The organism is Staphylococcus schweitzeri, assembly GCF_002902405.1.
Lineage (GTDB): Bacteria > Bacillota > Bacilli > Staphylococcales > Staphylococcaceae > Staphylococcus > Staphylococcus schweitzeri.
In genome coordinates this window covers 34,510-39,713 of record NZ_PPQS01000013.1, presented here as the reverse complement: position 1 = coordinate 39,713, position 5,204 = coordinate 34,510, and the positions used below count along the sequence as shown (strand labels likewise).

Below are 5,204 nucleotides of genomic sequence, written 5' to 3'. Positions count from 1 at the left end.
AAAAAGCTGATTTCTATCAAATAATTAATAGAAATCAGCTTTTTTACATTGCCTTAAGAACTTAATGTCTCAAGCTCTTGTATTATTTCATTAACAGAACACCTTGATTAGATATATTTACATGTTCTTTTCCCTTTGGATTTCCATTTGAATAAATATAATTAAATCCTTGATGTATTTTCGTAACTCTTTCTAATTGATAATTATCATTCATATGCTTATGCGCATAACGCTCAGCGATAACCTGACATTCTTGTTCATTAAACATATTTGTGTGATTAGCATACAAATCATTTTTCTTATTAGTATCATTTTTTAATTCAGAAGCTTTAGCCGTATGAACATTGAAAATATCAATAGTCTTTTTATTATTATCCTCATCTGAAACATTTATTTTATGAAGCGTATTTATCGTTTTATGCACTTTAGCAAGCGCTTCTTGATTTGTCGCCAATACTAGTAAACCTAGTAGGCACACTGTTAATATGATTGCGACAATACTTAAAAACACATTTTTAAAAGTCATCCCCTACCCACATTTCCTTACTCTTTTTTTACATCTTAACATAAGACTGTTATGCAAATAGGTAAGTGGATTGCAATTTAAAAAGAATGTAATATTTGTAACATGATTATTACTCAATATCATTTTTTGTTACATGTAACATTTAAATTAAAAGACTAAAACATTCTAAAAAATTGAATCTTTATAAATATAAAGCATCAATTTTCTTAATTAAAATTTCAAGAAAATTGATGCTAATTCTGTATTGTTATACTAACTCAAACCATATTTAAATAATTTTTCGACATGATACTATAATTAATATTGCTTCAATTTCGTTCTATGATGCTTTTCTATCAAAACAATAATAATTCCTGCTAACGAAACTGCAATTGCCATATAAATCGGAGCTTCTATGTGTACATCAAATAGTGCACCTGCGATTAATGGACCAATAAAGTTCCCCATACTCGTAAATGTAGAGTTTAATCCACCAGCAAATCCTTGTCTATCTCCTGCTATATTAGAAAAATAATTTGTAATAGCAGGTCTTATCATGTCAAAACCTATAAAGACTATAAAACTAATTATCATAATAGACCAGTAACCATTTGCAAAGACTAATAAGATTAAAACAATTACTGAATATAATAGTGACCATGCGATAAACGTTAGTTCTGAAAAATATTTCATAAATTTATCAAAGAAATATATTTGGAATATGGCACCAAATATACCACCACCTGTAATTGCAATTGAAATATCTTTAGGCGTATAGTTCACTTTATAAGATGTATATAGTGAGAATAGTGTTTCAAATGCTGATAAACCAAAGGCTAACACAAGCGTTAAGATTGCCGGTGTAATAAATACCTTCCAATTAATTTTCGTTAACAACTGTGGCTCTAATTTTTGGAAGCCCGTAGTCGTTGACTTTTTAGGATCATAAATTAAAATGACGGACATAATAAATGCCACGATCCCTAATACACCCGCAAAATAAAATGGCAAGCGATGTGATACTTCTGCCATAAAACCACCTATGCCAGGTCCTAAAATAAATCCTGAATTAATTATTGCGGACATATAACCAAAGTTTTTTGCTTTTTGGTGGCTCGGAGAAATATCAGCGATTAAGCCTGTAACACCAGGCATAACCATTCCAGCACTCATACCTCCAATAATTCTTGATAATATTAATATTGAGAAATTATGTCCTACTGCAAACATAAATTCAGAAGCAGAAAAAAGAATTAACCCAATACAAATAATTAACTTTTTACCTAATTTGTCCGCCAATGTTCCACCAAATGGCGATATAATCATTTGAGATAAAGCAAAAGCAGCAACTAGAAGACCTAAGTCACTTCCGGTTAATCCCAAATCTTCTAAGTAAACAGGTAAGACTGGTATGACTAAACCAATACCTAAAAATATTAAGAAAATATTAAAATATAAAACAATAATCTGTTTGTTCATATACTCACCTCTTTTTCATTCCCTATCAATAAACTGTTATTATAACCTTTCCACATAAAACAGCAATTAAAGCTTTTTATTCGTAAAAAGTTTCTATATTGTATTACAACATTACTATATTTGACAATATTTTAACCTTTATAATTATCGTTGTTATACTTTTAATTGTATAATTAAAATCAAATAAGGATAAGGGGCTGTATATATAATGAAATTGCAAAAAAACAATCATACCACGTTACTCGTATTAGAAAAAGGTGAAGATATCGTTGAATTTATTACACGTTTCGCCGATACAAACAATTTAAAATTTGCCACTGTGAGTGGTATTGGTGCCTGTGATGATGTCGTTTTAAAATTTTTCAATTTAACAACAAAAGAATATGAAGAATGTCATATCACTGAACCTCTAGAACTTACAAGTCTATTGGGTAATATTTCTCGTTTAGACAATGGACATTTCGCCCATTTACATGCAACATTTGGCACACAAACTTATCAAACATATAGTGGTCACTTATCTAAAGCCGTTGTTTCTGCGACCGCTGAAATCGTAATCACTCATACAGATATGGATATTCATCGTTCTTTTAATGAAGATATCGGTTTAAATTTACTCGACCCGAAATAACACATTACTTTTTAGTTGAATCACATTATATTACAAGTTATCATTAGTGCTTAATTATAGTTTCACATATATTTACTTTCTAAATATGTTATTGTGTTCACTCACCGTAACATCGACAGTCAACGTAAATATTTGTAACTGTTTTATTCACATTAATAACTTTTTAACATTAGAAAGTAGTGTTTACAATTTATGAAATCAAGATACATCGCTAGAGTATACTTTTTAGTCTTATTCATAGCTTCTCTTTTTGAGACTAAAATATTTCAATTTATGACTTTAAATGTATTTTTAGCATATATACCATTTGAGTTGAGCCTTCTTTTACGATTATTTAAACCAAATAAAAAATATGAATGGCCTCTCTTCATCATTTATAGCTTTATTTTTGTACTATTATTACCAAATACATTTTATATGGTCACAGACTTAATTCACTTAAACCAATTTCAATTTAATTTTTATGCTGGCCTTAATTTAACCGAATGGAAATACTTTACGTATTTATTACTAGGCGTTTTTTTAGCTGTCTATGTAATGATTTTGATTTATTTTGAAATTCTAACACTTACAACGCACCAATGGCTTAATAGAACCATTGTTATCTGTTTGATGTTTTTAAATGGGTTTGGTATTTATATTGGTCGCTTCTTACGTCTACACTCTGTTTATTTCTTTAATGAACCATTACGTGTGTTAAACCATATTTTAGAAAGTCTGACCTTAAATACTGCTGTTTTTGTTTGTTATATGGTAATTATGCAAGCAGCTATTCTATTATTCGGTAAAGGAGTGAGGTTGAAAAAGTGACACTAAACATAATTGTATTAATCATTTCAGTCATTATTCTTCAATTGATTATTGGTCACCTATGGCATGATATAGGTCTAAGTTACACTAAAAGCATTATGCTTATGCTCCTTCCTCTCGGTATAGGAGTTTTTATACAACAAATGCTTTATTTTGAACGTCAATATCCTAAATGGCAAGTACCTCAATGTATTAAAATTAGACTTAAATATATTTATATCATCACATTTTTACAGTATGTCGTTTTATACTTCACACTGTTTACAGACTTATTACGATAATCTATTTAAAAAAAGTCAACTAAGATGAAAATTGTCTTAGTTGACTTTTTTATTTTATCCTCATTCAATAACTAATCGATTGCTTTAAAATTCGCTAAAACTTGCTCCCTTTTTTCTTTGTGATTCACAATTTGCTTTGGATAATGATGACCTAATTCAACGCCTTGTTCCATAATTTTAGACTGATTATGATGTGTATCATGTAAATATTTTGCATCTACTGGATTTAAAATTGGTAAATATTTTTTTATATACAAAGCTCTAGGATCAAATCGCTCACTCTGTCTAATTGGATTAAACATTCTAAAATATGGTACTGCATCAGTTCCAGTCGATGCTGACCATTGCCACCCATGAATATTGGAAGCAGCATCATAATCAATCAGATATTTTCTGAAGAAATTTTCTCCTAAAGTCCAATCAATAAATAGATCTTTTGTTAGAAATTGTGAAACAACCATTCTCATCCTATTGTGCATAAATCCGGTTTGTTGTAATTCCATCATCGCTGCATCAATGATTGGAAATCCTGTTTGTCCATCACACCATGCACCAAAATCCGCTTCATTATCTGACCATTTAATTCGACGATATTTTTCTTTAAATGATTGGTGTGCGGTTTCTGGAAATTGTGTCATTAAAACATAATAAAATTCTCTAAAAATAAGTTCACGAATAAATGATTCATAATTTGATTCATTTTCTTCATAACGAGAAAGTAAATCATTAAAAATTTCAATAATATCTAATAATCCATACGCAAGTGCAATACTTAATTGACTTGTTAAAACTTCAGGCAAATACTCTCTATTATTTTCATAGTTTTGTATTTCATGATTTAAAAAATGTTGCCATTTATCTTGCTCTATATTTTCAGACGATCCTTCATTTAAATCTCTTAAGTTTAATTCATTTGGTGCTTCAATGACAATGTCTTTTAATTCACACAAATCATAATGATAAACATCTCTAATTCGCAAATATGGTCTCCATTTTTTATAAAAACTTGTAAAAACTTTATAAGGCTCTCCTTGTTGATTCATAGTTTTACTCGCTTTAAAATAATGATTTCCTCGCACTAATGTCATTTCAATATGGGCTTCTTCAAAATATGGACGTTGATGTAAAATATCGTAGTCTTCAAGATGATAACTCATAATATCTCCAGCTATTACTACTTCAGATATTTTATTTTGCTTACAAAACGAAATAATATTTTCATATGAAAGTACATATGGAATAAAGCCTTTATTTAATAATGATTGGTAAAAACGTTGCATCGTACCACGATAGAATCGTGCTTTCAATTCAGATGCAGTTGACATGTCCTCTTCAGCAATAATAAAATAACATGATTTAATTGTATCCTTTTGTTGATATATATATTCAAATAACGGATTGTTCTCTGTTCGAAACATACGATTCAATAGCACAGCTACTGCCATATTTTAACCACCTATATTTTCTATAATTTTTATCACAATCTTATCACTATTTT

General features: G+C 29.2%; 6 protein-coding genes. 3 read left to right on the top strand and 3 right to left on the bottom strand.

Translation table 11 applies throughout. The features are described from left to right. Positions 1-82 precede the first annotated feature (82 nt). Complete coding sequence (locus tag CD116_RS03225; protein WP_047551644.1) at positions 83-526, bottom strand: hypothetical protein; 444 nt, start codon at positions 524-526, stop codon at positions 83-85. Between the two features lie 297 nt (positions 527-823). Further along, entirely contained in the window at positions 824-1,984 is a 1,161-nt protein-coding gene (gene norA / locus CD116_RS03220; protein ID WP_047551642.1) for a multidrug efflux MFS transporter NorA, read from the bottom strand. Positions 1,985-2,192: 208 nt separating this feature from the next. Here norA and CD116_RS03215 point away from each other — a divergent pair, with 208 nt between their 5' ends. The 3 genes from CD116_RS03215 to CD116_RS03205 all read left to right on the top strand — a co-directional run bounded on the left by CD116_RS03215 (position 2,193) and on the right by CD116_RS03205 (position 3,706). After that, complete coding sequence (locus CD116_RS03215) at positions 2,193-2,615, top strand: PPC domain-containing DNA-binding protein (protein ID WP_047447914.1); 423 nt, start codon at positions 2,193-2,195, stop codon at positions 2,613-2,615. Between the two features lie 192 nt (positions 2,616-2,807). Beyond that, positions 2,808-3,425 carry a DUF1361 domain-containing protein gene (locus tag CD116_RS03210; RefSeq protein WP_047531734.1) on the top strand — a complete coding sequence of 206 codons (618 nt, stop codon included), beginning with the start codon at positions 2,808-2,810 and terminating at the stop codon, positions 3,423-3,425. Beyond that, entirely contained in the window at positions 3,422-3,706 is a 285-nt protein-coding gene (locus tag CD116_RS03205; RefSeq protein WP_047551639.1) for a hypothetical protein, read from the top strand. Before CD116_RS03210 ends, CD116_RS03205 begins: the two co-directional genes overlap by 4 nt. A 71-nt stretch (positions 3,707-3,777) precedes the next feature. On the opposite strand, the gene CD116_RS03200 is transcribed toward CD116_RS03205, so the two are convergent. After that, complete coding sequence (locus CD116_RS03200; RefSeq protein WP_047531730.1) at positions 3,778-5,151, bottom strand: cryptochrome/photolyase family protein; 1,374 nt, start codon at positions 5,149-5,151, stop codon at positions 3,778-3,780. Positions 5,152-5,204: the final 53 nt, after the last annotated feature.